Consider the following 24,494-nt stretch of genomic DNA (forward strand, 5'->3'; position numbering starts at 1 on the left):
TATGAGAGGAGAGATCGTTCATGATTAGTAATCACGCTAAGAGTGCTTTAAACCAACAGGTGGCAAACTACGGGGTACTGTTTGTAAAACTTCATAACTACCACTGGTACATTAAAGGTCCTGATTTCTTGACGCTGCATGTAAAACTTGAAGAGTTATACACTTGGGTTTCAGAACAATATGATGTCGTGGCAGAACGTCTGTTGATGAACAATGGAATGCCTTCTGCGACGCTGAAGGAATATTTAGAGCAGACGACGCTTGAAGAAGCAAAACCGGGTTTATCGGCAGATGAAATGGTGGAGTCGGTCATCAGTGATTTCCAACAGATTCGCAAAGAAATGCTAGATGCAATCGTTCATCTTGAATCGCAAGACGTAACGGTTGAAGATGATTTGCTGGCACAAGCAAAAGAAATCGAGAAACAAATTTGGATGTTGCGCGCGACATTAAAAAAATAACTTAAAAAAGCGGATGGCTTCATCCTATGTGGAATAAGCCATCCGTTTTCCCTTACTTTAAGTTTTCAGGATTCAAGACGTCGAGTTCAGGTAAAACGAAGCGACCGTCTTTGCGAATCAAAACATCATCAAACCAGATTTCTCCGCCGCCGTAATCCGGACGTTGAATGTTCACCAAATCCCAGTGAATGGATGAGTCGTTTCCGTTATACGCTTCAGCATATGCTTGACCAGGCGTAAAGTGGAAACTGCCGTCGATTTTTTCATCAAACAAGATATCCTTCATCGGGTGTTGGATGAATGGGTTGACACCGATTGCGAATTCTCCGACGAAACGAGCTCCGGCATCTGTATCAAATACTTGGTTGATGCGTTCCGTATCATTCGCAGTCGCTTCGACGATTTTTCCGTCTTTAAACGTCAGTTTGACGTTCTCGAAGGTAAAGCCCTGGTAAGGGGAAGGTGTATTGTATGAAATCGTTCCGTTGATTGAATCTTTGACCGGTGCCGTAAAGACTTCTCCGTCCGGAATATTGGCATTGCCGGCACACTTGATGGCTGGAATGTCTTTGATTGAGAAAGTCAGGTCTGTTCCGGGACCGACGAGACGAACGCGGTCGGTTTTATTCATCAAATCGACGAGGGGCGTCATCGCTTCACCCATCTTCGCGTAATCGAGCGTACAGACATCGAAGTAGAAATCTTCGAAAGCTTCTGTCGACTGGTTCGCCAGTTGGGCCATTGAAGTCGTCGGGAAGCGCAATACGACCCATTTCGTACCTTTGACACGATCTTCGGTATGCATTTTACCGAGCGTTTTACCGTACAGCTTCATTTTGTCAGACGGGACATCGGAAAGTTCATTGATATTGTCTCCTGCACGCAGACCGATATAAGCATCCATCGCCTGCATTTGTTTTTGTTCGATGTCTGCCATCAACTGAAGTTGTTCTTTCGACGCATTGCGGTACAATTTCCGTAACACACGGTTATCCTTTAAGAGGACGAATGGAAGACCGCCGGCTTCATAAGCGGCATCAACGAGTGCTTCGACAAGTTCACGTTCGATTCCGAAATTCTCGATCAAGACTTTTTCACCAGGAGCAAGTGCTACTGAATAATTGATAAGATTCGTTGCGAGTTGTGTTAGGCGCGGGTCACGCATGAAAAGTTCCTCCTCAAAATGATGTATGTAGGTTTCATTTATCATTGTAACGGAAATAAACCATTTGGAGTAGCAGGAACAACTTCTCCGACGTCGAACTACCAACTAGACACTAGCAAAAGAAATTGGAGGCACGAACCATGGAAATTACATTAGGCGGAATTGCCGGACTGGTTGCTGCGATTGCATTCGTAGTACTCGTCATCTTCCTCGCACGCGTATTGAGCGCAGCAGGCAAGACACTTAACAACGTAGCAGATACGACAGCAGGGCTTGAGCGTCAATTAGACGGCATCATGATGGAGACGACAGCGTTGTTACACAAAACGAACCGTCTTGTCGATACGATTGAAGAAAAAACAGAATTACTTGCACCGGTTGCGAACTCGATCGAAGAACTCGGAACATCGCTCAATAAAGTAACAGATTCAGTTCGTACTGTGTCTGACACGGTCGCAGGTGCTGCCGATACAAACAAAGAACAAATCGCACAAGCTGTCCGTTGGGGATCAGTCGCGGTTGAACTGTTTAAAAAAAATAAGCCTGAACCAGGCCAAGACGTGACCTCTTCGACAACAGCTACAACAACAGTCGAAAAGAAACCGCGTCGTCGCTTCCGTAAAAAAGCAGAAACACCGGTTACACCGGAAATCGTTTCTGTCCCGGATGTCGAGAGTATTCCAGATGAGTTGAAGGGAGATCGTTCATAATGACAAAACAACATCCATACCAAGCACAAGATACTTCTAAAGGTGGCGGATTCCTTGCCGGCATCATCGTCGGTGGACTAATCGGCGCAGCAGCGGCTTTATTATCAAGTCCGAAATCGGGTCGTGAAATGCGCGGAATGCTTGATGAGCGGACAGCACCGGCACGCCAACGTTTAAACGAACAGACACAGGTCGTTCGCGAAAAAGCAGAACCACTCGTAGGCGAATGGATTCAATTAGCAAAAGATAAAGCAGCACCTGTCATTGAAAAAGCGAAAAAGAATCCGACAGTCCAGGAAGCGGCGCAATATGCCGGTTTTGAAAAAGACCAATCGAGCATCGATGCTGCACTTGCAGAAGCGGAACAACTGGTCCGTGATATCGAACGTGAAATCGGGGATGAAGTGGACGGCGCTTCTGTCGCAGAACAACTCGATACAGAAACCGTTGCAGAACTGTCGGATTTCCGTGAGCATCTCGAAGAAGAGCAGGATGATTCAGAAGATGAGGATAACGATCCTCAGTCAAAATTAAGCCATGAAAAGAAACCTAAAAAATAAAGAATCGGAGCGTACTGCCTGACTTTTAACGGGTAGTACGCTTTCTTTATATACAATTGCAAAAGAGTTCGCTATAATTAGTTGCTATTACGAGCTATATGCTGATTAGGGAGTGGTAGAAGAATGGATCAACATGCAGAATTGAAACGTTTACGGGATGAACTTGATTTAGTGAACGCTGAGTTGCTGGCGTTAATTAATAAACGAGGGGAAATAGCGGTTGAAATTGGTGAAGTTAAACGTGCCCAGGGAATCGACCGGTATGATCCGGTCCGTGAACGCCAGATGCTTGAATCGATTGCAGCGAGCAATCATGGTCCATTTGAAACAGGACGCCTACAGCACGTATTTAAAGAAATTTTTAAAGCCTCACTTGAACTTCAAGGGGAGGATCGGACACGGAAGTTGTTAGTCTCGAGAAAACAAAAACCTACGAATACAATCATTCGCATCGGGGATGATGTGATTGGTGATGGTTCCCAACAATTGATTGCCGGTCCATGTGCAGTCGAAAGTGAAGAACAGGTGTTTGAGGTGGCAGAGCAACTTGCGAAACATGGTGTTCGATTCATGCGTGGCGGTGCTTACAAACCACGGACATCACCATACGATTTCCAAGGTCTTGGATTAGAGGGATTAAAGATGTTGAAAAAAGCAGCTGATGCGCATGGTCTTCATGTCATCTCTGAAATCATGACGCCAAGCGCGGTCGAATCAGCACTTCCTTACGTAGACATCATTCAAGTCGGTGCCCGCAACATGCAGAACTTTGACTTATTGAAAGAAGTAGGGCGGACGAACAAGCCGGTGCTGTTGAAGCGGGGCTTATCGGCTACACTTGAAGAATTCATGTACGCTGCGGAATACATTATGGCAAGCGGAAATGAACAGGTGATCCTATGCGAACGCGGAATTCGGACGTATGAACGGGCGACCCGCAATACACTCGATATCTCCGCCGTTCCGATTCTCAAACAAGAAACGCATCTTCCGGTCATGGTCGATGTAACCCATTCGACGGGCCGTAAAGATTTACTTCTTCCGACTGCAAAAGCAGCGTATGCGATCGGAGCTGATGCCGTTATGGTAGAAGTCCATCCGTTTCCGGCGCTTGCGTTATCGGATGCAAACCAACAATTAGATTTTAATGAGTTCGATTCGTTCATAGAGAATCTGACTTCTACTTTTCCGGCACTAAACGTTCAATGATTTTCTAAAAAGACTGTTCTTTAGCGAATGAAAACGTTTTACAATGAGGGAAGAATGGGAAAAGAAAGTTATCTTTTCCTGTCTTCCTTTCGTGTTGCCTAAAAATGAAAACAAGAATGAAAACAAAAAGGTTGTCTAAAATAAGGAGGAATTTGTTTTGAACAGTAATATAACGATTTATGATGTCGCACGGGAAGCCGCCGTCTCCATGGCGACCGTCTCGCGTGTAGTGAATGGAAATCCGAACGTCAAACCGTCGACACGGAAAAAAGTACAGGATGCCATCGACCAGCTCGGCTACCGTCCGAATGCCGTCGCGCGAGGTCTTGCCAGTAAGAAAACGACGACTGTCGGGGTTATCGTACCGGATATTTCAAATATCTTTTTTGCAGATTTAGCGCGGGGAATTGAAGACGTTGCAACGATGTATAAGTACAATATCATCCTATGTAACTCAGATCAAAATCCTGAAAAAGAAATTCATTTGTTGAATACGTTACTTGGTAAACAAGTCGATGGAATCATCTTCATGGGCGGGCGTCTTCATGAAGATCTTGTCCGTGAATTTAAAACATCACCTGTTCCGATTGTATTGGCGGCTACTTTAAACCAAGATTATGATTTGCCGGCCGTTAATATTGATTACGAAAGTGCTGCACATGATGCTGTAAAATCTCTGATTGACAATGGTCATAAACGGATCGGATTCATTACTGGGCCACTGGAACAACAAATTAATGGCGAAAAGAAATTTGCCGGCTACCGGAGCGCCTTGGAAGAAGCTAATTTACCGTTTGATGAGCAAAACGTTGTCCTTGGAAACTACACGTACGATTCAGGTATGAAGGCGATGAACCAATTACTTGAACTCGGGGATGCTTGTCCGCGTGCGATTTTTGCAGGGACAGACGAAATGGCGCTTGGTGTCATTCACGCTCTTCAAGATGCCGGTCATCAAGTTCCAGAAGACTTTGAAGTCATCGGTCATGATAACACACGTCTTGCGACGATGATTCGTCCAAAACTGACGACGGTCGTTCAACCGATGTATGATATCGGAGCCGTTTCCATGCGTTTGTTGACGAAAATCCTCAATAAAGAAGAAATCGAGACAAACGATGTGACGTTACCACACCGAATCGAACAACGGGATTCTACACGTTCTTGATCTAAAAAAGTCTGTTCCTTTCCGATTGGAAAAGAAACAGACTTTTTTTATCGTTTAACGACGATCGTTTGGTCTTGGTGATGGTGTAATTGATCGTTCTCGACATGAAGTCGGACGATGGTCTCTCCTGGATGTGTCAATGAGACTTCACCTACGTATTGATCCGATTTTTTAGTGAGCGGCAGATACGTATGTTTTTCGATACCGGGTTCGATGACTTCAATTTGAACATCTGCCTTGAGCGGTTTGCCGTTTAGGAAAACATGAAAGGAGACGGGAAGTTTTGACCCGGCTTTCATTGTTTTAGCGCCCATGTAATGAACGGATAATCCTTCAACGGTAGCGTGTTCATGTGCATGTTCAGTCTTCTTCTTTTTTGTGCCTTCGTGCGAGTGATCCATGACGACGAATGAGATCTTATCCATATGGTGGAGTCCGTTTTTATCATTGATATGATAAAGACCTTCGTATTCGCCTTCGGCAAGCTTGGCTTCGGCTTGATAAGTACCTTTCTTTTTTAATGCCGCTTTAAACTTTTGATGAACCGCTTCTTTTTCATCCGCTTTCCAGACTTCGAAAGCTACGTTTTCCAGATTAACAGCCTTTTTGTTTTCAAGTGCTGTCGCTTGGAAAACTACTTTTTGGTTTTCCATCGTCTTCGCCGGTACATCAACTGTAACGTCGACCGGTTTTTTTCCCGAGCCTTGCATTGTATCGTGATCCATTGCTTGTTTGTCATTCGCGCATCCGGCAAGCAAAAGTCCTGTCGCGAAAAACATCCCCATGAAGCCTATTGTTTTTTTCTTCAACACGGATTCCCCCAATTTTCGTTTACTAAATAAAGTAATGAAAGCTTATTCAGTATAACAAGAACTTGTGAAATGCCCACGAAGTAATTGTGAAAAGAACAAGACATTTTTAATCATTTGAATAAGGGGAGGAGAACGATAAGTGTTCTTTTTTAGAATCATCGATGAACGGCCACAGTAATCGTTTAACGGTCTCCCAGTTTTTTTCTTCGATTTCCGGACGACGAGGAATCATCGGATACAGCGGAACAGGATCGGCCCATGTCACCGGAACCGTCGGACTCTCTTTCTGCCATCGCTGAATCCATTCTTCCGGAAGATTCCCGTGGAAGGGAGATTGATTCGTTAAAGCAGCAAATACTTGACTCCAGGCGCGAGGGACGACGCGGTACCAATCGTACCCGCCGCCACCTAAAGCGACAATCCGGCCGTCTGTGTACCGGTCAGCAGCCTCAACAGCGATTTGAGGAATCTGTTCGTAGCTTTCCATCGTTAACGACAGATGGGTCAAGGGATCAAGGGCATGTGCATCTGCACCATTTTGAGTAATGATGAGATCCGGTTTAAAGAGTTCGCATGCTTCGAACAAAACAGTCCGGTAAGCCTGCAAAAAAGAAGCGTCTTCCGTAAAAGCGTCAAAGGGAACATTCCAGCTCCAGCCGTAGCCTTCCTCTGCTCCACGCTCCGTCACCATTCCGGTTCCGGGAAATAAGTAACGTCCGGTTTCGTGAAGCGACAATGTCATGACATCCGCCCGGTTGTAAAACGCCCATTGAACACCATCACCGTGATGGGCATCGGTATCGACGTATAAAATCCGGCAATCGTATTTTTGAATCATGGCTGCCATCGCGACGGCAGTGTCGTTGTAGATACAAAAACCGGAAGCCCGTCCGCGAAAGCCGTGATGCAGTCCACCTCCGATATGGAATGTCCGCCGGTATTGACCGGACAGGACGAGTTCGCATGCTTCAATCGTTCCGCCGACGAGCAAGGCCGCACTCTCATGCATCCGGTCAAACAGCGGGGTATCCTCAGTCCCTAATCCGTACATTTGCGCCTTCATCGGAGAAAGTTCGCCGTGTCCTGCGAGTTTCACCGCCTGTATGTAGTCCGCATCGTGTATCAGCGACAATTCCTCGTCGGTTGCCGGACGGGGGACGATGCAATCGACGGTCTCGAGAGCACCGGTTGCTTCCAACAGCGACAAGGTCAATTCGAGTCGGATCGGATTAAACGGATGGGAGTCGGAGAACCGGTAGGCGGCCTCTTCCGGGCTGTAAAGATAAGCAAACTCCTTCATCGGCTCATGTCAGGACCGACGACGTCGAATCCTTCCTTTCGTAATTTTTCGATGACGCGGATTGGATTCATTGTTTGGACACGAAAAGCGACGATTCGGACGTACGGATCATTTGTCGGGTAGACCAGGACGTTTAGGATGTTGACGTTTGTTTTCGCCAGGAGTCCGGCAATTTTAGCAAGTGTTCCTGCCGTATTTTCGACGCGGACTTCGATTTGGGAACTCGGTTCAAGGGCACCAGTCAATTGGACGAATGTCCGCAACAAATCCGTCTCTGTCACTAAGCCGACCAATCTTCGTCCCCGCACAATCGGAAGACAGGAGAGGCGGTGTTCGTAAAATAAGACCGCCGCATCTTCGATGAAATCGAGCGGGTGAGCGGTGATGGGTGTTCGTTGCATGATGCTTGAAACAGCATTTTGCTGATCCTTCAAAAAAGTTTCCGGGTGAAAGACGCTGCTTGCGCTTTGCATCTCCTGAAGACCAATCAGCCCGAGCAGTTCCTGACGGGCGTTCGTCACAGGCAAGTGACGGATTTTGTGACGGCGCATCAACTCAGCCGCATGAGCAATTGAATTCGTAGGTTGGATGGTGATACAGTGTGTCTTCATGATTTGTTCGATTAACATGCGATCCCTCCTTAATCGTACATGAAGCGACGGCGGAGCCGTAAGGCATCGAAATGCGCTACGACTTCAGGTGCGACATGTTTACCGATCCGTGCCATTAAACAATTGGCAGGATGCGAGGCGATTTCTGGATCGTCCGTCGGGAAAAACACCAAACCACCGTGATTCATCATCTTTTCCATGATTTTGCGGTAGTCCCAAACGGATAAACCACTTCCTTTTAAATCCCAGTGCCAATAATATTCTGTCGTTAAAATCAAATAATGTTCCATTGCCGGATCGAGCATCGAAACTTCGAGGAGTTTCTTACCGATTTGTTGTCCCCGAAAACGGGCTGCCACTTCGATGGCACCCAGTTCTAAAATATACGGATTGTTCCCTTCGCTCCATGTCTCATACGGATCGGGATACAGGAATGTTACGTAGCCGATGATATCATTTCCTTGTCGGGCGATGATGATGCGTCCTTCTTCCAGCGCAGCGATCTCAACGAGTGCTTCGTGTTGCTCCGCTGGTTGTCGAAAAGCTGTCAGCCCGGGATCGAGTGTGTAAGTAGCAAGGATCTGGCTTGTGACTGGTCCTTCGATTTCCACCGGACCAAGCGATGTTTCATGAGTACGATGATTGAATTGTTTTTCAAACATGTAAGCGTCACCACCTTCTTGTTCATTATAATCGAAAGCAGCAAAAGAAAGAGAGGGATTTTTTAACAAATTGACGGCAAATGGATTGAACTACACGATAACTAGCTTATAATGTAGGAGAGAACAGTGAAGGGGAGGAACGAGACATGAAAGTTTTGAAAGCGCTTCCGGGGAAGCATTGGTTATCCGAATATGATGGTTCAGATTCATATGATTGGCAAGAAGCGGAACAGTATTTTTCGTGGTCGACGACGGGGAAAGTCAACATGGCCTACGAAGCAATCGATCGTCATGCAGAAGGTGAACGTGCCAATAAGACGGCATTGATTTATTTTGACGGGACAACGGAACAGACGTTTACGTATGCCGATATGAAAAGACTGACGAATAAAGCGGCGAACGTCCTGAAAGACGCAGGAATCGAAGCGGGAGATCGGATTTTCATTTTCATGCCACGTTCACCGGAATTGTATTTTGCCTTACTCGGTGCGTTGAAAGTCGGCGCGATTGTCGGTCCACTATTCGAAGCCTTCATGGAGCAGGCAGTCCGGGATCGCCTGCTGGATTCGGAAGCAAAAATGCTGATTACGACAAAAGCCTTATTGCCGCGTGTTCCTGTTGATGAGCTGACATCTCTCGAACAGATTTTCCTGGTTGATGAAGACGTCGAGGAAGACGATAAAATCAAGGACTTCCGACAAGCGTTTCAACAAGCATCTGAATCGTTTGAGCCTGTCTGGCTGGACCGGGAAGATGGTTTGATTCTTCATTATACATCGGGTTCGACGGGTAAACCGAAAGGCGTTTTACATGTTCAAAATGCCATGATCCAACATATGATGACAGGACGATGGGTGCTTGATCTACAGGAAGACGACGTCTACTGGTGTACGGCAGATCCGGGATGGGTCACGGGGACAAGCTACGGTATCTTTGCACCTTTCTTAAACGGTGCGACGAATGTTGTCGTAGGCGGTCGCTTTAACCCGGACTTCTGGTACAGTGTCATCGAGAAATATAAAGTAACTGTGTGGTACAGCGCACCAACTGCTTTCCGAATGCTGATGGGAGCAGGGGCGGAAGTCGCCAATACACATGATTTGTCCAGTTTACGGCATGTCCTTTCCGTAGGAGAACCTCTTAATCCGGAAGTCATCCGCTGGGGGAAAGAAGCTTTTGATCAACGGATTCATGATACGTGGTGGATGACGGAGACAGGGGCCATGATGATCTGTAACTACAAATCCATGGATATCAAACCGGGATCGATGGGGAAACCGATTCCGGGAACAAAAGCGGCTATTGTAGATGATCAGGGAAATGAGTTACCTCCGTTCCGGATGGGAAATTTGGCATTAAAAACACCTTGGCCGTCGATGATGCGCCAAATTTGGAACAATCCGCAAAAGTACGAGTCGTATTTCTTTAAAGGGTGGTATGTATCAGGGGACTCGGCCTATATGGACGATGAAGGATACTTCTGGTTCCAGGGTCGTGTCGATGATGTCATCATGACTGCCGGAGAACGTGTTGGACCATTCGAAGTGGAAAGCCGCTTAGTCGAGCATCCGGCTGTTGCAGAAGCGGGTGTCATCGGGAAACCGGATCCGGTTCGCGGTGAAATCATTAAAGCCTTCATTTCGCTGAGAGACGGTTATGAGCCGACAGAAGAGCTCAAACAAGAAATTCAAAAGTTTGTCAAAGAAGGATTAGCCGCACATGCTGCTCCGCGTGAAATTGATTTCCGCGATAAATTACCGAAAACACGTAGTGGTAAAATCATGCGTCGTGTTTTAAAGGCGTGGGAGCTGAATCTTGAAACGGGAGATTTGTCGACGATGGAAGACTGAGGAAACATCATAAAACGAGACCATCTATTTCCGGAAAAATCGGAAGTAGGTGGTTTTAATTTTAAAAGGAAACCTAAAAAAACACCGACTTGTTTAGAGTCGGTGTTTGAGTGACGGAACTTGGATTACTCTGCATTTTTCCGATTCTCATCGGCTTTCTTTTTGGCATCAGCCTTGGCTTTTGCTTCATCCGCTTTACGTTTGGCATCAGCATCAGCTTTGGCTTTTGCTTCATCCGCTTTACGTTTGGCATCAGCATCAGCTTTGGCTTTTGCTTCATCCGCTTTACGTTTGGCGTCAGCATCGGCCTTGGCTTTTGCTTCATCCGCTTTACGTTTGGCATCCGCATCGGCCTTGGCTTCGTCCGCTTTACGTTTGGCATCCGCATCGGCCTTGGCTTTTGCTTCATCTGCTTTACGTTTGGCGTCAGCATCGGCTTTGGCTTTTGAGTCGTCCGCTTTCTGTTTCGCGTCAGCGTCGGCTTTGGCTTCTGCTTCTTTTTTCTTTCGATCTTGTTCGGCTTGCTTTTTCTTTTCCGCTTCCGCTTTTTTCTTCGCTTCCGCTTCTTTTTTCTTTTGATCTTCCTCTTTGAAACGACCGGTATTTTTGAAGTCGTCTGCACTGACAGAGGCTGGCTGATTGAATCGGGCACCTGACTTGAAGTAACTGCTGTTTGCGTTATATGTCAGATTCGCCATTTGAGCCCAAAGATTTTGTGTCCGTTGATAGTACGTCGTCGCACCCATCAAGGAGTTGTTTTGGTCATGTCCGGTCCAGACGGCAAGCGTGACACCAGGTGTTGAACCGACAAGATATGAGTCTTTGATTTCATTCGTCGTCCCGGTTTTACCTGCCCAATCACCAGGTGCCTTGAGTAATGAATTGGCATATTGCGCCGTTCCTTTATCAAAGACACCTCGCATCATATCAAGCGTTAAATAAGCCGTCCGATCCTGGTAAATCCGTTTTTTCTTTGATTTTGCTTTATAGATGTTTTTGCCGTCTTTCGTAATCTTCGAGATGACATACGGTTTGACGTATTGCCCGTAGTTGGCAAGTGTCGCATAGGCGCCGGCCAGTTCGACCGGTGTGATTTCCATCGTTCCTAACGCGGCAGATGGTGCATAGCGGATGTTATCGGGAATTTCAATTCCCATATCCACTAATTTTTGAATCGAGTTCGACATGTTCATCTTTTCATACGTTTTAACGGCAGGAACGTTAAGCGAGAGTTCCAGTGCTTCCCGGACAGTGACGTTTCCGCGGTAACGTCCGCCTTCGTTATTGATCGGGTTATCACCGGGTTGACGCGGAACGGTCTGGTAATAATATTCTTCGTCATTAATGGTGGATGCCGGTGTGATCAATCCGTTTTCAATTCCGTTTGAATAAACAAGAATCGGTTTAGCGGTAGAACCGATTTGGCGTTTCGCCTGGAAAGCGCGGTTGAAGTCATCCGCTGTCCCATCCGTGTAACGTCCACCGACAAATCCCAGTATCCGGCCGGTTTCATTTTGAACCATAACCGCAGCGGTCTCTTCCGGATCTTTTTTCGTGACGGTCTTTTTCGTTTTTGGATTAACGACTTGTTTGTATTGCGGCGCACTTGGGAAATTGGCCGCATTTTTAGCCGGTGCCTGCATCGCTTCATGAATCTTTTTATCGAGCGTCAAATGAATTTTATATCCACCTTGTTTCATGGCAATCATCGCCTGATCCCGGTAGTTGGCTTTGACTTCGGCCAGTTCAGAAGGTTTGACTTCATCCTCTTTAATCCCGTCCTGTTTCATGAAATAGCTGGTCATGATTTTAAGTGCTTCTTTTTCGGCTAAATCATAGACGTAAGGATACGTATCGCGGGAACGTTTTGAGGTTTTGGCAAAGTCCTTTGTAATATCGTATTTTACAGCTTTTTCATATTGGGCTTTTGTAATACTTTTTGCGACATACATCCGCTTCAAGACGGTTTTCATCCGATTGGTACTCGGCGTCAAATCTTTTTTGACGACCCCACCTTGAAGGTAAGGCGTATAGTAGTAAGGGTTTTTTGGAATACCGGCCAGGAATGCTGCTTGCGGTAATGTCAGTTTTTTAGCGGGTTTATTGAATACACCACGTGACGCAGCTTCGATTCCGGCGATATTTCGCCCGAGTGAATTCCGTCCGAATGAAACGACGTTCAGATATGCTTGAAGAATTTCATCTTTAGTCATTGCATTTTCGAGACGAAGTGCCAAAATGATTTCTTTCGCTTTTCTTTCAAAAGATACTTCATTCGTCAAAATTTGGTTTTTAATCAATTGTTGTGTTAACGTACTTCCGCCCGTCCGAGAAGACGAGTTCGTCAATTCCTGTAAGACGGCACGTAAAGTGGCTTTTGGAACGACTCCATCATGCTCATAGAAATCAACATCTTCCGTTGATAAAACAGCATCGAGCAGATAAGGAGAAATTTCTTTGATATTGACAGGTTGACGTTCTTCGTCTGTGGCGATGTTCGTCAGCTTTTCGCCACTTCCCCAGTAGATCTCACTCGTAACGGCGTAACTGTTTACTTGTTGTTTCATTTCTGTTAGTTTCGGAGCTTTTGTATCTTTGACGAGCGAAGCGAAATAGCCGCCAGCTGCTCCGACAGAAAAACTTCCGACCAACAGGACCCCTATAATGAGGAATAAAATGATATTCCAAGACACATCATATGTGATATTTGACCAGTGCCGAACGGCTTTCGTCCGGGGATGATTCCAAAACTTGAACCAGTTCTCGCGCATAAATGATCTCCTTTACATCTTAAACTTGGGTGTAAATTAACATTAAATCACAGATAGACGTATTATACCATAACTGAAGTATTAGAAAATGGCTTGACAGTGGATTCTGCTTCAACGTATCATGGAAACAGCTTCATCAAATGTATAGTAAAATCAGCTGTGATTGGAAAAAAGTAATGAACCGCTCCCTGTATCAGAGACCTAGTGGTGCTGCGAACTAGGACATAGCGCTTCATGAATTACGCTTCCAGGAGCTTCTTGAGAAATCAAGCGGACTGCCCCGTTATCGGCAATCTAAGTGGCATGATTTTCATGCAATTAGGGTGGTACCACGGAATATTCCGTCCCTTCGTTTCAGACGAGGGGACGGTTTTTTTTTAGACTATTTTAGGGGGAAGACAGATGACGTTACTTGAAGATTTAGAGTTTCGCGGATTGATCAGCCAGATGACGGATGAAGAAGGAATTAAGGAGTTACTTTCCAGTCCGACGACACTTTACACAGGATTCGATCCGACAGCTGATTCGCTCCACATCGGACATTTACTGCCGATTCTTGTCTTACGACGCTTCCAGGAAGCAGGACATCATGCGATTGGATTAGTTGGCGGAGCGACAGGGATGATCGGGGATCCAAGCGGTCGTTCGACGGAACGCTCATTGAATACATCAGATATCGTTGAAGAATTTGCTAACCGGATTAAAGGGCAGTTATCCCGCTTTTTACCGCTTGATGGTGAAAATCCGGTGACGATTGCGAACAATCTTGACTGGACAAAGGATTTGACGATCATTGATTTCTTACGTGATATCGGAAAACATTTCCCGATCAGCTACATGCTCGCGAAAGATTCCGTTGACTCGCGTCTGCAAAATGGGATTTCATTCACGGAGTTTTCTTACATGTTGCTTCAGTCATTCGATTTCCTGAAGCTGTATGAAAATGAAGGATGCCGCCTGCAGGTCGGCGGAAGTGACCAGTGGGGGAACATCACAGCTGGAATGGAATTGATCCGCCGTGTCGGTCACGATCAAAAGGCATTCGGGATTACCGTACCGCTTGTGACAAAATCGGATGGACAAAAGTTCGGGAAAACAGCCGGCGGAGCAGTCTGGCTCGATGCCGATAAAACGACGCCGTACGAATTTTACCAGTTCTGGTTCAACGTCGACGATCTCGATGTCATCAAGTTCTTAAAATACTTTACGTTCCTGACACCTGACGAAATCAACGCACTCCAACAGGAAGTCGAAACGGCACCGGAAAAACGCGTCGCGCAACGCCGGTTGGCTGAAGAGATGACGGTTCTTGTTCACGGAGCAGAGGCGCTTGAACAATCGGAACGCATTACAAAAGCACTTTTCAGCGGGGAAATCAAATCGTTGAAAGCAGAAGATATTGCCGATGCCTTTAAAGGCATGCCGCGTTTCACACTCGGTGAAGCAACCAATCTGGTCGATATCCTTGTTGAAGCCAAAATCAGCCCGTCAAAACGTCAAGCACGTGAAGATGTAACGAACGGTGCGATTTACATCAATGGAGATCGTGAACAAGAATTAACAAAAGAGATCACAAAACAAGATGCGATCGGTGATTTTACAATTATCCGCCGCGGGAAAAAGAAATACTTCGTGCTTGAACATGCTTAAATAGAATGAAAAACAACGCTGACGATTTCGTCAGCGTTGTTTTTTTGTTTAAGCGACACGGAACAACCGGAGCGGAAGCAGTCGAACCGCGATTGTCGTTGCAAGCAATGCTTTCAGGACATCTCCCAAAATAAACGGTGTGTTGATGACCAGGGCATCCATGAAGGAAAGGTGGAGAACCAGCATTAATCCGAATGTACCAAGGACATAGACAAGACCAAGTCCAAACACAATCATCCCGATGAACAACGGCAGGAAACGGCGGGTCTTTTCAGCGACCAGACCGATGAAGAAACCGGCAATCGGAAAAGCAATCAGATAACCGACAGTCGGACCGACGAACGGGGCAAGTCCTCCTTTTCCACCGAGCAACGGGAGACCGGCAGCGGCAAGCAATAAGAAAATCAAGACAGCCAGTCCGCCGCGTTTCGCGCCGAGAATGGCGCTGACCGTCATGATGGCCAGCATTTGCAGTGTGATGGGCACAGGACCGACGAGTTGAAGTTGCGGCAACAGACTGACCGCAGAAATGATGGCAGCACCTAACGCAATAAATGTAAGATCTTTTGTTTTCATAAGATGACACGTCCTCTATGTTTTTGTGTTAACCAATATAAAATAAAGGTTAACACAAAAAAAGCAAAAGGGAAACATAAAAAAAGCACCCACCGGAGTGGATGCTTGAAACAACTGATTAACGTGAGTAGTACTCAACGACGAGTTGTTCTTGGATTTGATCGTTCAATTCAGAACGCTCTGGAAGACGGACGAACGTTCCTTCGAGCTTCTCAGCATCGAAAGTAACGAAGTCTTTAGTTGCTGGTGCAACTTCGAGTGCTTCTTTGATAACGACAAAGTTCTTCGATTTTTCGCGAACTGAGATCGTTTGACCTGGTTTCACGCGGAACGACGGGATGTCGACGCGAGCGCCATCAACTTGGATGTGACCGTGGTTGACGAGCTGACGAGCAGCACGACGTGTACGAGCCATACCCATACGGTAAACGACGTTGTCAAGACGTGCTTCAAGTAAGAACATGAAGTTCTCACCGTGGATACCAGGCATTTTGCCAGCATCGTTGAAGATACGGTTGAATTGGCGTTCGTTTACTCCGTACATGTGACGAAGCGTTTGCTTCGCTTGAAGTTGAAGACCGTACTCAGACATTTTACGACGGCTGTTACCGTGTTGTCCTGGAGCGTACGGACGTTTTGCGATTTCTTTTCCTGTTTCAGTAAGTGAGATACCGAGACGACGTGAAAGTTTCCAAGCTGGACCTGTATAGCGAGCCATAATAAGACTCCTCCTTAGTGTTCGTTATTATTTGCATAAAAATAATAACGCCATCAAACCCACGTTACGCCCATTTCATGATGTGGCACCCTCGCTTGATAGCAAAGTTACACGATGCCCCTCCGGCAAAGCCGAGTCATGAAATGTGATACGCAAGCGATTTGACCGCTATCGTTATCATTTCTGCACTTTTACAAGTATACGTCTGCTGATTCGTGCTGTCAATCAAATATGACGAAGAAGAATTTCGCTGAATGCTTCGAGACCGGCTTGATCCGTCTCATCGAAACGGCTGAGTTCAGGACTGTCGATATCGAGGACACCAATCGTTTTTCCGTCTTTAATCAACGGGACGACGATTTCCGAATTCGTGGCCGCGTCACAGGCGATGTGTCCCGGGAACGCATGAACATCCATGACGAGTTGTGTCGTCTGATCTTGTGCCGCTGTACCGCAAACGCCACGACCAAGCGGAATCCGGACACATGCCGGTAATCCTTGGAATGGTCCGAGCACCAATTCGTTTTGTTCTTGATCCATCAGATAAAAACCGACCCAGTTTGTTCGGTCGAGAAATTGACCGAGGAGTGCACTTGCATTTGACAGATTGGCAATCTGGTTTGTTTCTCCCGTCAGCAAAGCATCAAGCTGTTTATTCAACATCTCGTATTGTTTTGTACGATCGCCATCATAAGTCGTTGTCTCAAACATATAGAATTCCTCCTGAAAAATCATATTTCATTCATCTTATCGGGTTTTCCCGCGACTGACAAACAATTGATTTCAGGAATTCCGACTTAAAAATCCGGAAGAAATTAGTAAAAGCCCGAGTAAATCTATGCAAATCGGTTGCGCTATACTATTATAAGGATAAGATTAAAGCGAATTTCTCAAAATATAAAGTCGCTTGATAGGGTGGAGGTCGTAGCAAATGTGGGCATGGGTGATTGGCGTCATCGTCATCGTATTACTCGTCATGCTGTTCAGCATGGTCAGTCGGAAAAAATATTATACGAAAATCGATGAACTTGATCTTCGGAAACAAGGAATCATCAGCGCGTCGATTCCGAAGGAGTTGCAAGAACTGAAGGAACTCCCGATGGCGGGTGAGACGGAGACGAAATTCACTTCCTGGCATCAAGCATGGGAGGAACTCGTGACAGTCCACGTCGCACAAATCGACGAGACATTATATCGAGCGGAAGAAGGATTGGATCGTTACCGGTTTGTTGCGGTCAAAAATGATCTGGAAGTGACAGAACAATTAATTGCCGAACTGGAAGGATTAATTGATGAAATGCTGGCAGAGATGTCAACATTCAAAACGAATCAGTCGGTCTTGGCGGAACTCAAGGCGCAAGGCGAAACAAATTCGAGCCAAGTTCGTAAATCGCTGTTGTTGCAGGCGACGTCATTCGGACCTGCATTACCTAATTTAGAAGAGCAGGCGGAACAAATCGACCGGTTACGCGTCGAGATGGTTGCCTTTGAAGAGGCGGGCGAAGTGACGAAAGCTTATGAGACCAGTCTGTTACTGGAAGCAAAAGTAGAAGAAACACGCCAACTCGTCGAAGTGATTCCGCAACAATGGAAGACACTTGCGCATGAATTACGTCAACGGATTGACCAGCTCAGTGCCGGATACAAAGAAATGACGCTTGACGGTTATCCGCTTGAACCTCTCGGAATGCAGTCGGATATCAAACGGTTTGAAGAACAACGTCTGAGCCTCGTCAAAAAACTCGAATTCCTGGAAATCGCGGGACTTGAAGAGCAGGTGCAACAACTCGCTTCGGATATCGATCAAATGTACGATACATTCCGGCGGGAAGTCGATGCAAGACATCATGTCAAAAAAGAAAATCAATCATTGAAACAAAAAGCATTACGGATGCGGGAAAAGGTCCATCAACTGGCGCAGGAATTCAGCAAGCTCCGTGAGAATTACGAGATTTCAGCAGATTTAGGGGAACATTACGAATCGATTCAGCGCGATGAAGAAATGTTGTTCGGAGCAGCAAAAGATTTAGATGAATCGATTGCGAGCCGGATCATTCCTTTCAGCATGCTTGAAGATCAAATGCGGGATGCGGTCCGTTTGGAAGAACAGCTGATGCTTCAATATGAACGGTTCGCTGTTGAACTGCAGGCATTACGGAAGGAAGAAACGGAAGTCCGTCAACGTGTTGCCGAGTGGCGTCAACTGTTATCGACCATCCGATTACGCTTAAAACGACTCGGTCTCCCGAAAATTCCGGCAGACGTCGAAGAGGCTTTGCAGGCATCAAGCCGTTCACTGCAGACACTTGAGATGCGGTTGGAAGAGTTACCGTTTAACGTCCATTACATCGTTTCGCAAAGTGAAGATGTCAACGGAACGTTTAAAACATTGCAAGAACGGATAGATAAAGTAGTATTCGAAGTCACGTATGCAGAGCGACTCGTCCAATACGCCAATCGATTCCGTCGACAAGATAACGAGATACATATGTCGTTGACGATTGCTGAGACGAAGTTCCTTGCAGGAGACTATGAACGGACGATTGCGTTAGGGGAACAAGTGTTACAACAGTTTGATCCTAATTCGATTGAACGTATTCGAAAAGCATGCGGTCAACCGGAAACGATGCATGCATAATCATCACTGACAATTCAGGGTGGCCGTCCAGGTCACCCTGTTTTTGTAAAAAAAGGAGCGATTGAGATGGGGAAACTGTATGTGAACGGAATCATTCGAACGATGTCGCATGAAACAGACATTCATTCGGCGATGTTCGTTGAAGGAACGCGTATCATTGCAATGGGGGAAGAAGGAAAGTTACGCCGACGGTTCGGAAGACGGATTCTGTCAATCGTTGACCTGAACGGGAAAGCTGTTTACCCGGCCTTCACGGATGCGCACATTCATTTAATCGGATACGGAGAAGCGATCGGGCGGGTCGATGCATCAAACTATGCGACACTTGAGGAATTAGGAAAAGCATTTGTTGAGGCAGAGGCAATCAACGGGTTACATGTGGCGGAAGGGTACGATGAAACGAAGCTTGACCGGGCGCCGACGAAAGCATGGTTAAACCAACTGTTCCCGACAGAACCAGCGCTCTTAAAGCGGACGGATCGGCATACAGTCCTCGTTAATGATGTGTTATTCAAACAGCTGGGGTATAAAGCCTCAACTGTCGTCGAAGGCGGGAAAATCGGATTACTTGAATCAGGAGAAGCAGACGGATTCCTTTACGATGCAGCGATTGAACCGCTGTACGCCTTACAATCCGGATCGGTCGAGCGGAATAAATCCTCGTTGCGGTCGGCAATCAAAGACTTGTACCGTCACGGAATTATTGCTGCGCATACGGAAGATTTAGCGTATCACGGTGATTTAGAAGAAGTCCTGCAGGCATACCGGGAGGTGACGGAAGAAACAGGCTTCCATGCCCATCTGCTTGTTCATCATTTAGTCATCGATCAACTCATTCAGATGAATCCCGTGTTGCCATCGACCCTGTCGACCGGCGCAATGAAACTTTTTGTTGACGGAGCGCTTGGCGGACGAACAGCACTGCTTGGCAGAGGATACTCGGATGATGCGACGACACGCGGCATCGAAGTCCATTCGCCGGAACAATTGGAACAACTCGTCAAACGGGCCCGGAGTTACGGCTTCACGGTGGCGGCACATGTCATCGGCGATTTGGCGGTCGAACGTTTTGTCGCCGTCCTCGAAAAATATCCGGCGCCAAAAGGAACACGGGACCGTATCATTCATGCGACGGTCGTCCGTCCGGAACTATTGGCACGGATTCGTAAATTGCCGGTCTTGATTGACGTCCAACCTGTCTTCCTGCTCGATGATGCAGATTTTGCGCAGGAACGTCTTGGTCTGAACCGTCTCGATTGGGCTTATCGATTGAAGTCACTGGGGGAAACGGGAGCGCTTCTATGTGGCGGATCGGATGCGCCGATCTCGAATCCGGATGTCCGGCGGGCCTTGTATGCCGCGACGACCCGAACAGCAGGGAACATCAATAAAACGAATGAAGTTTTGTCGATGTATGAAGCGTTATTATTGTTTACGAAAAATCCGCATATCGCGACGGACACCCACGGACGAAAAGGAATGTTGCTTCCGGGTTACGACGCGGACTTCGTCATTTTCGAACAGGATTTTTATACGTTACGCGGGGAAGCTGTTTTGCACAACCGCTTGCTGGAAACTGTTCAAGCAGGTAAAACAGTCTTTGAGTCGGCACCGGTCATGAATTAAAATAAAAAAACTGCCAATCGGCAGTTTTTTTATTTTATAAGAAAGAACGTTGGATTTTATGCCAAAATGTATTATTCGTTAATTTAACGGTCTTCAGTTCTTTTTCCGATAATTGAATATCGACAGAATCTGTCCGTTTTAAGCTGAGCGCCTCATTATCCATTCCGATGATCGGATAGTCGTTGCCGTCTTCGATGATACGTAAAGACAATTTCCGACCGCGGTTTAAGAGGAACGCTGAACCGAGTGTCCGGTAACGGTTGTTGTTGACGGACGCAATCTCACTGACTTGCAGACAATGGATCAATGGATCGACGATGGCACCTGACAATGATTTGTTGTACGCCGTTGAGCCGGTTGGTGTCGAGATGACCATACCGTCCCCGCGGAATGTCTCAAACAGGAAACCGTCAATGTAAACTTCGATTGCCAGTGACTTGATGATGCTCGATTTAACGGAACACTCGTTCAGACACAGCATGGCTGGACCACCGTTGATCGAAGCTTCAAGCAACGGATAGCGGCGGACTTCAATTTCGCCTTCTGAAGCGCGGCTGCCGGTTTCTTTGAAAATCGCTTCGACTGAAGACAGATCGTTGATGTCGAAATCACAGTAAAATGAATTTTGTCCTTCACCAAACCCGACATAAATGGCATCTTCCCGGAATCCCGTGAAGCGGGCCGCCTGAAGAAAGGCACCGTCTCCGCCGACAGAGACAATGATGTTGGCTTGTTTGTGATCCTGGACGACGTTCAATCCATACCGATTTCCTACTTCAATCAGTTTACGTACCTGCGTCTCGTGTCTTTGTTTATTACGGTAATACAGGTAGACATTGTTTCGAGCCATGGTCAATTCCCCCTTGAAAGCGTTTCATGAACTCTTTCATTATACCTGTCTTTGACAAAAATCGGTACTGATAGCTTAAAGCACGGGCAGAAATCTTGTGTTATCGTGGCAGTATTTTTATAGTAGAATGGAAAACGACATATGAATCTATTGGGAAATGGGGAATTTACATGGCAACATTTAAAGGCAACGCAATCACATTAATCGGAACACCTGTTGAAATCGGACAAGAGGCACCGGATTTTGAGGTTCTAGCAAACGACCTTTCACCGGTGACACGCGATACGTATGAAGGAGTCCGCATCATCAGTGTCGTGCCGTCAATCGATACAGGTGTCTGTGATGCCCAAACACGTAAATTCAACGAAGAGGCAGCAGCGATCGAAGGTGTGACGGTCTTGACGATTTCAAACGACTTACCGTTTGCACAACGTCGCTGGTGTGCAGCAAGCGGCCTCGATAACGTCGTCACACTGTCCGACCACCGCGATCTTTCATTCGGTACACAATACGGAGTAGCAATCGAAGAACTTCGTTTGCTCGCCCGTTCCGTATTCGTCATCGATGCGTCAAATGAAGTCGTCTACGCGGAATATTTAGAAGAGTCAACGAACGAAGTTGATTTCGATTCGGCACTTGCAGCTGCTAAAGGCGCAAAAGCAACGAAGTAAGAATAGTTTACAAACGGCGTAAAACCGCTACAATGAAAGTAATGAGAAAAAACGGCTCCCAAGAAGTGCGGGGGCCGTTTCGTTTTGGAAAGGGTGGGAAACATATGGAATCGTTAGAAAAATTATATAAAGAACTGACGCAACAAGCACGTAAGTTAGAACGTGATTTGGACATGCCTTATCTTGAAGGATTAACGGAAGTCATTGACCGCTTAAATGAGCGGCATACGGAAAACGTGGAACCGGAAACAGTCCGCAAAGCGGTTTCCCTCGCAATTCTTGAAGGAATGAAACAAGCGCAACCGAATCATTTGCCGACACCGGACAGCGTTGCATTGTTTGCGGGTTATTTAATCGGGAAATTAATCAAGAAGGAGGATGTCCGTTTACTTGATCTCGGCAGCGGAACCGGCGGCATGTTGCATGCTGTCCTCAGTCAACTTCCAAAAGATACGGTTGCCGAAGCCGTCGAAGTGGATGAAACGTTGATTCGATTATCGGCATCGGTTTCGGAATTAATGGATTATCCGGTCAACTATACGCATCAGGATGCATTACGTCCGCTCCTACTTGATCCGGTCGATTTGGCGATGGCAGACTTGCCGATTGGCTACTATCCGGATGAGGAAGTTTCAGAAACGTACGTTTTAAAACGGGACGAAGGCATGAGTTACAGTCACTTCCTGTTGATTGAACAAGCGATGAATTATGTCAAGCCGGGTGGGTTTGGTGTGTTCGTCATTCCGAATGGACTTTTTCAACATGATACAGAAGGTAAACTGAAGCAGTATTTCGAAACGAAAGCACATGTCGTCGGAATCCTCCAATTACCATTGACGATGTTTAAACAGGAGCAAGCGGCTAAAAGTTATCTGATAGTCCGGAACCACTTGGCGGGCATGACGATGCCGAAACAAGCATTACTGGCCGAGTTACCGTCGTTTACGGATGCCCGTGCGTTTGGCGGAATGGTGAAACAGATTGATGAATGGATTAACACAGAATTAAAATGAAATGCGCAAAGTGATTGAAATCTGTCGTTAATTTGACTATTCTAGTGTAGAACAGAAAAAGAGCAAGACTCATACAGATGTGAATGTCGATCGATTTGAATGGAAAAGGGGAAATAAATCATGGCAAAGATTATGGCAGTAAACGCCGGTAGTTCGTCACTGAAGTTCCAGTTACTTGAGATGCCGAACGAAACGATGATTGCAGTCGGTTTAGTAGAGCGCGTCGGAAAAGACGATGCCATCTTTACGATTAAATACGGAGAAGGACAGAAATTCACAGACGTTCTTCCACTTGCAACACATAAAGAAGCAGTTGAATTGTCACTTGAGAAGCTGATGGAATTCGGCATCATCTCATCATATGATGAGATTAAAGGTGTCGGACACCGTGTCTTACACGGGAAGGAAAAATACGCGGACTCTGTCATCATTACAGAAGACGTCATGCAAGATATCGAATCGTACACGGAGCTCGGTCCGTTGCACATTCCACCAAACTTGATCGGGATTCGCGCATTCCAAGCGATCTTGCCAAACGTACCGCAAGTCGCAGTCTTCGATACAGCGTTCCACCAAACAATGCCGGAAGAAAACTTCCTTTACAGTCTGCCGTATGAGTACTATACAGAGTACGGCATCCGCAAATACGGTTTCCACGGAACAAGCCATAAGTACGTCACAGAACGTGCCTCTGAACTGCTCGGCCGTCCGTTACAAGACTTGCGTCTGATCTCATGTCACCTCGGAAGCGGAGCGTCAATCGCAGCCGTTGCCGGCGGTGAATCGATTGACACAACGATGGGCTTCACACCACTTGAAGGAATTACAATGGGTACGCGGTCTGGTTCACTTGACCCGGCTCTGATTCCGTTCTTAATGGAGAAGACAGGGAAAACAGCAGAAGACGTCTTGAACGTCATGAACAAAGAATCTGGTATTTACGGTCTGTCTGGTCTTTCAAGCGATTTGCGTGATGTCCAAACAGCTGCAAAAGAAGGAAATCACCGTTCAGAAATGGCGCTTCGCATCTTTGCGAACCGGATCCACGGCTACATCGGACAATATGCAGCCGAGATGAACGGAGTCGATGCGATCATCTTTACAGCAGGTGTCGGTGAAAACTCGGATTCGATCCGCGAGCGTGTCTTACGCGGTCTTGAGTTCATGGGCGTTTACTGGGATCCATCACTCAACAACGGTGCACGCGGCGAAGAATTATTCATCAACTATCCGCATTCACCGGTCAAAGTCATTATCATTCCAACGAATGAAGAATTGATGATTGCCCGCGATACAGTTCGTGTAGGTGGATTGGTTGAACAAAACGCATAAGTAAATCAAACGTCTGGATGACAACGAAAGTTGTGTTCAGGCGTTTTTTGTTTGACGAATTGTAATATTAAGTGCAACACCTAGCTGAAAACACAAAAAAAACCCATAACGGCCTCGTGTAGAATAGAGTTACCACACAAA

Annotated in this window: 22 protein-coding genes and 1 other annotated feature; of the genes, 12 read left to right on the plus strand and 10 right to left on the minus strand. The window is 46.4% G+C overall.

Going from position 1 to position 24,494, the window contains the following annotated elements; genetic code table 11:
- Positions 1-20 precede the first annotated feature (20 nt).
- Positions 21-461, plus strand: coding sequence for a Dps family protein (locus tag KNQ07_RS12885; RefSeq protein WP_012371116.1), 441 nt, complete (start codon positions 21-23; stop codon positions 459-461).
- 52 nt (positions 462-513) lie between these two features.
- Here the strand turns inward: KNQ07_RS12885 and KNQ07_RS12890 are convergent, their stop codons facing one another.
- The gene (locus KNQ07_RS12890) at positions 514-1,626 is read right to left on the minus strand and encodes an aminopeptidase (protein ID WP_214767122.1); all 1,113 of its coding nucleotides are present in this window, start codon (positions 1,624-1,626) and stop codon (positions 514-516) included.
- Positions 1,627-1,766: 140 nt separating this feature from the next.
- Between KNQ07_RS12890 and KNQ07_RS12895 the strand changes: the two genes are divergently transcribed.
- The 4 genes from KNQ07_RS12895 (at position 1,767) to ccpA (ending at position 5,273) form a co-directional block, all read left to right on the plus strand.
- Entirely contained in the window at positions 1,767-2,336 is a 570-nt protein-coding gene (locus KNQ07_RS12895) for a DUF948 domain-containing protein (RefSeq protein ID WP_114595229.1), read from the plus strand.
- A complete protein-coding gene (locus KNQ07_RS12900) occupies positions 2,336-2,896 on the plus strand; it encodes a YtxH domain-containing protein (RefSeq protein WP_012371113.1) in 561 nt (186 codons plus the stop codon). Before KNQ07_RS12895 ends, KNQ07_RS12900 begins: the two co-directional genes overlap by 1 nt.
- Positions 2,897-3,019: 123 nt before the next feature.
- Positions 3,020-4,105 (plus strand): bifunctional 3-deoxy-7-phosphoheptulonate synthase/chorismate mutase, encoded by a 1,086-nt coding sequence (locus KNQ07_RS12905; RefSeq protein WP_012371112.1) that lies wholly within the window; start codon positions 3,020-3,022, stop codon positions 4,103-4,105.
- 157 nt (positions 4,106-4,262) lie between these two features.
- A complete protein-coding gene (gene ccpA, locus KNQ07_RS12910) occupies positions 4,263-5,273 on the plus strand; it encodes a catabolite control protein A (protein WP_114595232.1) in 1,011 nt (336 codons plus the stop codon).
- Positions 5,274-5,320: 47 nt separating this feature from the next.
- Here ccpA and KNQ07_RS12915 read toward each other — a convergent pair whose 3' ends face one another.
- From KNQ07_RS12915 to KNQ07_RS12930, 4 genes are all read right to left on the minus strand, one after another.
- Positions 5,321-6,085, minus strand: coding sequence for a FixH family protein (locus tag KNQ07_RS12915; RefSeq protein ID WP_214767124.1), 765 nt, complete (start codon positions 6,083-6,085; stop codon positions 5,321-5,323).
- 106 nt (positions 6,086-6,191) lie between these two features.
- Entirely contained in the window at positions 6,192-7,385 is a 1,194-nt protein-coding gene (locus KNQ07_RS12920) for an acetoin utilization protein AcuC (protein WP_214767126.1), read from the minus strand.
- The gene (locus tag KNQ07_RS12925; RefSeq protein WP_012371108.1) at positions 7,382-8,014 is read right to left on the minus strand and encodes an acetoin utilization AcuB family protein; all 633 of its coding nucleotides are present in this window, start codon (positions 8,012-8,014) and stop codon (positions 7,382-7,384) included. Before KNQ07_RS12925 ends, KNQ07_RS12920 begins: the two co-directional genes overlap by 4 nt.
- Positions 8,015-8,025: 11 nt before the next feature.
- A complete protein-coding gene (locus tag KNQ07_RS12930) occupies positions 8,026-8,658 on the minus strand; it encodes a GNAT family N-acetyltransferase (protein ID WP_214767128.1) in 633 nt (210 codons plus the stop codon).
- A 146-nt stretch (positions 8,659-8,804) separates the two neighbouring features.
- On the opposite strand from KNQ07_RS12930, the gene acsA reads away from it, so the two are divergent.
- Complete coding sequence (acsA, locus tag KNQ07_RS12935; RefSeq protein WP_214767130.1) at positions 8,805-10,508, plus strand: acetate--CoA ligase; 1,704 nt, start codon at positions 8,805-8,807, stop codon at positions 10,506-10,508.
- Positions 10,509-10,633: 125 nt separating this feature from the next.
- Here the strand turns inward: acsA and KNQ07_RS12940 are convergent, their stop codons facing one another.
- Positions 10,634-13,279: a transglycosylase domain-containing protein gene (locus tag KNQ07_RS12940; protein ID WP_214767132.1), complete on the minus strand. Its 2,646-nt coding sequence runs from the start codon at positions 13,277-13,279 to the stop codon at positions 10,634-10,636.
- Positions 13,280-13,429: 150 nt separating this feature from the next.
- Positions 13,430-13,631: a binding site (T-box leader), on the plus strand.
- Positions 13,632-13,681: 50 nt separating this feature from the next.
- On the opposite strand from KNQ07_RS12940, the gene tyrS reads away from it, so the two are divergent.
- Entirely contained in the window at positions 13,682-14,929 is a 1,248-nt protein-coding gene (gene tyrS / locus KNQ07_RS12945; RefSeq protein ID WP_012371104.1) for a tyrosine--tRNA ligase, read from the plus strand.
- A gap of 48 nt (positions 14,930-14,977) precedes the next feature.
- Here the strand turns inward: tyrS and KNQ07_RS12950 are convergent, their stop codons facing one another.
- From KNQ07_RS12950 to KNQ07_RS12960, 3 genes are all read right to left on the minus strand, one after another.
- The gene (locus KNQ07_RS12950) at positions 14,978-15,505 is read right to left on the minus strand and encodes a biotin transporter BioY (RefSeq protein WP_214767134.1); all 528 of its coding nucleotides are present in this window, start codon (positions 15,503-15,505) and stop codon (positions 14,978-14,980) included.
- Between the two features lie 118 nt (positions 15,506-15,623).
- Entirely contained in the window at positions 15,624-16,223 is a 600-nt protein-coding gene (rpsD, locus tag KNQ07_RS12955) for a 30S ribosomal protein S4 (protein WP_012371102.1), read from the minus strand.
- Between the two features lie 225 nt (positions 16,224-16,448).
- Complete coding sequence (locus KNQ07_RS12960; protein ID WP_012371101.1) at positions 16,449-16,934, minus strand: GAF domain-containing protein; 486 nt, start codon at positions 16,932-16,934, stop codon at positions 16,449-16,451.
- A 220-nt stretch (positions 16,935-17,154) separates the two neighbouring features.
- Between KNQ07_RS12960 and ezrA the strand changes: the two genes are divergently transcribed.
- On the plus strand, positions 17,155-18,861 hold the full coding sequence (gene ezrA, locus KNQ07_RS12965) for a septation ring formation regulator EzrA (protein ID WP_214767136.1): 1,707 nt from the start codon (positions 17,155-17,157) through the stop codon (positions 18,859-18,861).
- A gap of 66 nt (positions 18,862-18,927) precedes the next feature.
- Entirely contained in the window at positions 18,928-20,487 is a 1,560-nt protein-coding gene (locus KNQ07_RS12970; protein WP_214767138.1) for an amidohydrolase, read from the plus strand.
- Between the two features lie 34 nt (positions 20,488-20,521).
- Here KNQ07_RS12970 and KNQ07_RS12975 read toward each other — a convergent pair whose 3' ends face one another.
- Complete coding sequence (locus tag KNQ07_RS12975) at positions 20,522-21,337, minus strand: NAD kinase (RefSeq protein WP_012371098.1); 816 nt, start codon at positions 21,335-21,337, stop codon at positions 20,522-20,524.
- Positions 21,338-21,501: 164 nt separating this feature from the next.
- On the opposite strand from KNQ07_RS12975, the gene tpx reads away from it, so the two are divergent.
- The 3 genes from tpx to KNQ07_RS12990 all read left to right on the plus strand — a co-directional run bounded on the left by tpx (position 21,502) and on the right by KNQ07_RS12990 (position 24,353).
- Positions 21,502-22,008, plus strand: coding sequence for a thiol peroxidase (gene tpx, locus KNQ07_RS12980; RefSeq protein ID WP_148206690.1), 507 nt, complete (start codon positions 21,502-21,504; stop codon positions 22,006-22,008).
- 104 nt (positions 22,009-22,112) lie between these two features.
- A complete protein-coding gene (locus KNQ07_RS12985) occupies positions 22,113-23,021 on the plus strand; it encodes a class I SAM-dependent methyltransferase (protein WP_012371096.1) in 909 nt (302 codons plus the stop codon).
- Positions 23,022-23,141: 120 nt separating this feature from the next.
- Positions 23,142-24,353, plus strand: a complete 1,212-nt coding sequence (locus KNQ07_RS12990) for an acetate kinase (RefSeq protein WP_012371095.1) — start codon at positions 23,142-23,144, stop codon at positions 24,351-24,353.
- Positions 24,354-24,494: the final 141 nt, after the last annotated feature.

The organism is Exiguobacterium sp. s145, from assembly GCF_018618835.1.
In the GTDB taxonomy this organism is placed as follows: domain Bacteria; phylum Bacillota; class Bacilli; order Exiguobacteriales; family Exiguobacteriaceae; genus Exiguobacterium_A; species Exiguobacterium_A artemiae.

Coding starts and splice junctions, on each gene's coding strand:
- KNQ07_RS12885 (WP_012371116.1), top strand. CDS start 21: ATGATTAGTAATCACGCTAAGAGTGCTTTAAACCAACAGGTGGCAAAC.
- KNQ07_RS12890 (WP_214767122.1), bottom strand. CDS start 1,626: ATGCGTGACCCGCGCCTAACACAACTCGCAACGAATCTTATCAATTAT.
- KNQ07_RS12895 (WP_114595229.1), top strand. CDS start 1,767: ATGGAAATTACATTAGGCGGAATTGCCGGACTGGTTGCTGCGATTGCA.
- KNQ07_RS12900 (WP_012371113.1), top strand. CDS start 2,336: ATGACAAAACAACATCCATACCAAGCACAAGATACTTCTAAAGGTGGC.
- KNQ07_RS12905 (WP_012371112.1), top strand. CDS start 3,020: ATGGATCAACATGCAGAATTGAAACGTTTACGGGATGAACTTGATTTA.
- KNQ07_RS12920 (WP_214767126.1), bottom strand. CDS start 7,385: ATGAAGGAGTTTGCTTATCTTTACAGCCCGGAAGAGGCCGCCTACCGG.
- KNQ07_RS12925 (WP_012371108.1), bottom strand. CDS start 8,014: ATGTTAATCGAACAAATCATGAAGACACACTGTATCACCATCCAACCT.
- KNQ07_RS12930 (WP_214767128.1), bottom strand. CDS start 8,658: ATGTTTGAAAAACAATTCAATCATCGTACTCATGAAACATCGCTTGGT.
- acsA (WP_214767130.1), top strand. CDS start 8,805: ATGAAAGTTTTGAAAGCGCTTCCGGGGAAGCATTGGTTATCCGAATAT.
- KNQ07_RS12940 (WP_214767132.1), bottom strand. CDS start 13,279: ATGCGCGAGAACTGGTTCAAGTTTTGGAATCATCCCCGGACGAAAGCC.
- tyrS (WP_012371104.1), top strand. CDS start 13,682: ATGACGTTACTTGAAGATTTAGAGTTTCGCGGATTGATCAGCCAGATG.
- KNQ07_RS12950 (WP_214767134.1), bottom strand. CDS start 15,505: ATGAAAACAAAAGATCTTACATTTATTGCGTTAGGTGCTGCCATCATT.
- rpsD (WP_012371102.1), bottom strand. CDS start 16,223: ATGGCTCGCTATACAGGTCCAGCTTGGAAACTTTCACGTCGTCTCGGT.
- KNQ07_RS12960 (WP_012371101.1), bottom strand. CDS start 16,934: ATGTTTGAGACAACGACTTATGATGGCGATCGTACAAAACAATACGAG.
- ezrA (WP_214767136.1), top strand. CDS start 17,155: ATGTGGGCATGGGTGATTGGCGTCATCGTCATCGTATTACTCGTCATG.
- KNQ07_RS12970 (WP_214767138.1), top strand. CDS start 18,928: ATGGGGAAACTGTATGTGAACGGAATCATTCGAACGATGTCGCATGAA.
- KNQ07_RS12975 (WP_012371098.1), bottom strand. CDS start 21,337: ATGGCTCGAAACAATGTCTACCTGTATTACCGTAATAAACAAAGACAC.
- KNQ07_RS12985 (WP_012371096.1), top strand. CDS start 22,113: ATGGAATCGTTAGAAAAATTATATAAAGAACTGACGCAACAAGCACGT.
- KNQ07_RS12990 (WP_012371095.1), top strand. CDS start 23,142: ATGGCAAAGATTATGGCAGTAAACGCCGGTAGTTCGTCACTGAAGTTC.